Raw genomic sequence first — 5,132 nt, 5'->3', positions numbered from 1 at the left:
TTTGGGGTGGGGGACGGATTCCTTTGGTTGAACATCCACTGCGTTCCTTTTTCCGCCTTGTGTGGTGGTGGGGGATGGTGGTGGGCTTTCAGCCGGGTAAGGACTGTTCAGACATTGTTTGGAGAGTTTGATCCTGGCTCAGGACGAACGCTGGCGGCGTGCTTAACACATGCAAGTCGAGCGGAAAGGCCCTTCGGGGTACTCGAGCGGCGAACGGGTGAGTAACACGTGAGTAACCTGCCCCTGACTCTGGGATAAGCCCGGGAAACTGGGTCTAATACCGGATATGACATCGTTTCGCATGGGATGGTGTGGAAAGTTTTTCGGTTGGGGATGGACTCGCGGCCTATCAGCTTGTTGGTGGGGTAATGGCCTACCAAGGCGACGACGGGTAGCCGGCCTGAGAGGGCGACCGGCCACACTGGGACTGAGACACGGCCCAGACTCCTACGGGAGGCAGCAGTGGGGAATATTGCGCAATGGGCGAAAGCCTGACGCAGCGACGCCGCGTGGGGGATGACGGCCTTCGGGTTGTAAACCTCTTTCAGCAGGGACGAAGTTGACGTGTACCTGCAGAAGAAGCGCCGGCTAACTACGTGCCAGCAGCCGCGGTAATACGTAGGGCGCAAGCGTTGTCCGGAATTATTGGGCGTAAAGAGCTCGTAGGTGGCTTGTCACGTCGGGTGTGAAAGCTTGGGGCTTAACTCCAGGTCTGCATTCGATACGGGCTGGCTAGAGGTAGGTAGGGGAGAACGGAATTCCTGGTGTAGCGGTGAAATGCGCAGATATCAGGAGGAACACCGGTGGCGAAGGCGGTTCTCTGGGCCTTACCTGACGCTGAGGAGCGAAAGCGTGGGGAGCGAACAGGATTAGATACCCTGGTAGTCCACGCTGTAAACGTTGGGCGCTAGGTGTGGGGACCTTCCACGGTTTCCGCGCCGTAGCTAACGCATTAAGCGCCCCGCCTGGGGAGTACGGCCGCAAGGCTAAAACTCAAAGGAATTGACGGGGGCCCGCACAAGCGGCGGAGCATGTTGCTTAATTCGACGCAACGCGAAGAACCTTACCAAGGCTTGACATCGCCCGGAAACACTCAGAGATGGGTGCCTCTTCGGATCGGGTGACAGGTGGTGCATGGCTGTCGTCAGCTCGTGTCGTGAGATGTTGGGTTAAGTCCCGCAACGAGCGCAACCCTTGTTCAATGTTGCCAGCACGCTCCTTCGGGGGTGGTGGGGACTCATTGGAGACTGCCGGGGTCAACTCGGAGGAAGGTGGGGACGACGTCAAGTCATCATGCCCCTTATGTCTTGGGCTGCAAACATGCTACAATGGCCGGTACAGAGGGTTGCGATACCGTAAGGTGGAGCGAATCCCAAAAAGCCGGTCTCAGTTCGGATTGGGGTCTGCAACTCGACCCCATGAAGTCGGAGTCGCTAGTAATCGCAGATCAGCAACGCTGCGGTGAATACGTTCCCGGGCCTTGTACACACCGCCCGTCACGTCACGAAAGTCGGCAACACCCGAAGCCCGTGGCCCAACCAGCTTGTCTGGGGGGAGCGGTCGAAGGTGGGGCTGGCGATTGGGACGAAGTCGTAACAAGGTAGCCGTACCGGAAGGTGCGGCTGGATCACCTCCTTTCTAAGGAGCATCGGTCTTCATGGTGTAAAAGCTGTGGAGCCCATGTCGCGGTCAGGGGCGAATGTTCCCTGCGTGACGCGCTCATTAGTGGAGCACTGGCTACTCAACCGGGTCTGTCGGCCGGGACTGCTAGTACCGCCCTCCTTGGAGGGAGTGGGAACGGGGTTTCGCGAGGGCGGACTGGTTGGACACACTGTTGGGTCCTGAGGAAACGGACATGAAGGCGGGCTCGCTTCTGGCGGGCTTGCTGTCTGTTTGGCCTCTTGCGGGACCGCGGGTGTCTGGTGGTGGGGTGGGTTTGGTTGCTGTTTGTTGTTTGAGATTTGCATAGTGGACGCGAGCATCTTTGTGGCCAAGTTTTTTAGGGCACACGGTGGATGCCTTGGCATCAGGAGCCGATGAAGGACGTGGGAGGCTGCGTTAAGCCCCGGGGAGTCGCCAACCAGACTTTGATCCGGGGATGTCCGAATGGGGAAACCTAGCACCAGTCATGTGGTGTTGCCTCCGCCTGAATGTATAGGGCGGTTGGTGGTAACGCGGGGAAGTGAAACATCTCAGTACCCGTAGGAAGAGAAAACAAATAGTGATTCCGTGAGTAGTGGTGAGCGAAAGCGGATCAGGCTAAACCGTAGGCGTGTGATAGCCGGCAGGCGTTGCGTTTGCGGGGTTGTGGGACCCTCTGGGAGGAACTGCCGTTTCTCCAGACAGTAAGAAATCTTTCCGATAGTCGAAGCCTCTGGGAAGGGGCGCCGTAGACCGTGAGAGTCGGGTAGGCGAAATCGGTTGGACTGTTTGAGGGGATCCCAAGTAGCACGGGGCCCGAGAAATCCTGTGTGAATCTGCCAGGACCACCTGGTAAGCCTAAATACTCCCTGATGACCGATAGTGAACAAGTACCGTGAGGGAAAGGTGAAAAGCGCCCCGGTGAGGGGTCGTGAAATAGTACCTGAAACCGTGTGCCTACAAGCCGTAGGAGCGTAAACACTTTTCGGAGTGTTTGTGATGTGACTGCGTGCCTTTTGAAGAATGAGCCTGCGAGTTATGGTGTGTGGCGAGGTTAACCCGTGTGGGGGAGCCGTAGCGAAAGCGAGTCTGAATAGGGCGTTTGAGTCGCATGCTGTAGACCCGAAGCGGAGTGATCTAGGCATGGGCAGGTTGAAGCGCGGGTAAGACCGCGTGGAGGACCGAACCCACCAGGGTTGAAAACCTGGGGGATGACCTGTGTTTAGGGGTGAAAGGCCAATCAAACTCCGTGATAGCTGGTTCTCCCCGAAATGCATTTAGGTGCAGCGTTACGTGTTTCTTGCCGGAGGTAGAGCACTGGATGGCTAATGGGCCCGACAAGGTTACTGACGTCAGCCAAACTCCGAATGCCGGTAAGTGAGAGCGTAGCAGTGAGACTGCGGGGGATAAGCTCCGTAGTCGAGAGGGAAACAGCCCAGACCACCGACTAAGGCCCCTAAGCGTGTGCTAAGTGGGAAAGGATGTGGAGTCGCAGTGACAACCAGGAGGTTGGCTTAGAAGCAGCCACCCTTGAAAGAGTGCGTAATAGCTCACTGGTCAAGTGATTCTGCGCCGACAATGTAGCGGGGCTCAAGTACACCGCCGAAGTCGTGGCATTCACACATGTACCGAGCCTTTGTGGTTTAGGTGTGTGGATGGGTAGGGGAGCGTCGTGCGGCCGGGGAAGCAGCGGAGTGATCCAGCTGTGGAGGCCGTGCGAGTGAGAATGCAGGCATGAGTAGCGAATCAGAAGTGAGAAACTTCTGCGCCGGATGACCAAGGGTTCCTGGGGCAGGCTAATCCGCCCAGGGTAAGTCGGGACCTAAGGCGAGGCCGACAGGCGTAGTCGATGGACAACGGGTTGATATTCCCGTACCCGCTACGACGCGCCAATACTGAATCCAGTGATACTAAGGGTCCTTAAGCCCCTGACGCCCTTCGGGGTGTGGGTGAGGCTGAACGCCTGGCCTGAACTGGTAGTAGGTAAGCGATGGGGTGACGCAGGAAGGTAGCCCAGCCCAGGCGATGGTAGTCCTGGGGTAAGCATGTAGGGAAAGAGGTAGGCAAATCCGCCTCTTATATATCCTGAGATGTGATGCCGAGCCGATTGTGGCGAAGTGGGTGATCCTATGCTGCCGAGAAAAGCCTCTAGCGAGTGTCGTGGCGGCCCGTACCCTAAACCGACTCAGGTGGTCAGGTAGAGAATACTAAGGCGATCGGGTGAACTGTGGTTAAGGAACTCGGCAAATTGCCCCCGTAACTTCGGGAGAAGGGGGGCCTCCGCTGGTGATCATACTTGCTGTGTGAGCTGGTGGGGGTCGCAGAGGCCAGGGGGAAGCGACTGTTTACTAAAAACACAGGTCCGTGCGAAGTCGTAAGACGATGTATACGGACTGACGCCTGCCCGGTGCTGGAACGTTAAGGGGACCGGTTAGTGGGGTTTCGATCCTGCGAAGCTGAGAACTTAAGCGCCAGTAAACGGCGGTGGTAACTATAACCATCCTAAGGTAGCGAAATTCCTTGTCGGGTAAGTTCCGACCTGCACGAATGGCGTAACGACTTCCCCGCTGTCTCAACCGCAGACCCGGCGAAATTGCACTACGAGTAAAGATGCTCGTTACGCGCAGCAGGACGGAAAGACCCCGGGACCTTCACTATAGCTTGACATTGGCGTTTGGAACGTCTTGTGTAGGATAGGTGGGAGACGGTGAAGCCGCCACGCTAGTGGGGGTGGAGTCATTGGTGAAATACCACTCTGGTCGTTTTGAACGTCTAACTTCGGTCCGTGATCCGGATCAGGGACAGTGTCTGGTGGGTAGTTTAACTGGGGCGGTTGCCTCCTAAAGAGTAACGGAGGCGCCCAAAGGTTCCCTCAGCCTGGTTGGCAATCAGGTGTCGAGTGTAAGTGCACAAGGGAGCTTGACTGTGAGACCGACGGGTCGAGCAGGAGCGAAAGCTGGGACTAGTGATCCGGCGGTGGCATGTGGAAGCGCCGTCGCTCAACGGCTAAAAGGTACCCCGGGGATAACAGGCTGATCTTCCCCAAGAGTCCATATCGACGGGATGGTTTGGCACCTCGATGTCGGCTCGTCGCATCCTGGGGCTGGAGTAGGTCCCAAGGGTTGGGCTGTTCGCCCATTAAAGCGGCACGCGAGCTGGGTTTAGAACGTCGCGAGACAGTTCGGTCCCTATCCGCTGCGCGCGCAGGAGACTTGAAAGGAGCTGTCCCTAGTACGAGAGGACCGGGACGGACGAACCTCTGGTGTGCCAGTTGTTCCGCCAGGAGCACGGCTGGTTGGCTACGTTCGGAAGGGATAACCGCTGAAAGCATCTAAGCGGGAAGCTCGCCTTGAGATGAGGTCTCCCACCACGTTTGTGGGTAAGGCTCCCGGTAGACGACCGGGTTGATAGGCTGGAAGTGGAAGCGCAGTAATGTGTGGAGCTGACCAGTACTAATAGGCCGAGGACTTGACCACAAAGCAACAAGCTTG

Annotated in this window: 2 rRNA genes; both read left to right on the top strand. The window is 57.3% G+C overall.

What is annotated here, in order from left to right:
• The first annotated feature begins 115 nt into the window (after positions 1 to 115).
• Positions 116 to 1,638: ribosomal RNA gene (locus tag ACSDR0_RS49265) — 16S ribosomal RNA — on the top strand.
• Between the two features lie 350 nt (positions 1,639 to 1,988).
• A 23S ribosomal RNA gene (locus ACSDR0_RS49260) occupies positions 1,989 to 5,117 on the top strand.
• The 16S and 23S rRNA genes sit together here, the layout of an rRNA operon.
• Positions 5,118 to 5,132: the final 15 nt, after the last annotated feature.

The sequence above is a fragment of the Streptosporangium sp. G11 genome (assembly GCF_051192615.1).
Classification (GTDB): Bacteria; Actinomycetota; Actinomycetes; order Streptosporangiales; family Streptosporangiaceae; genus Streptosporangium.
This window is presented reverse-complemented; position numbering and strand designations above follow the sequence as displayed.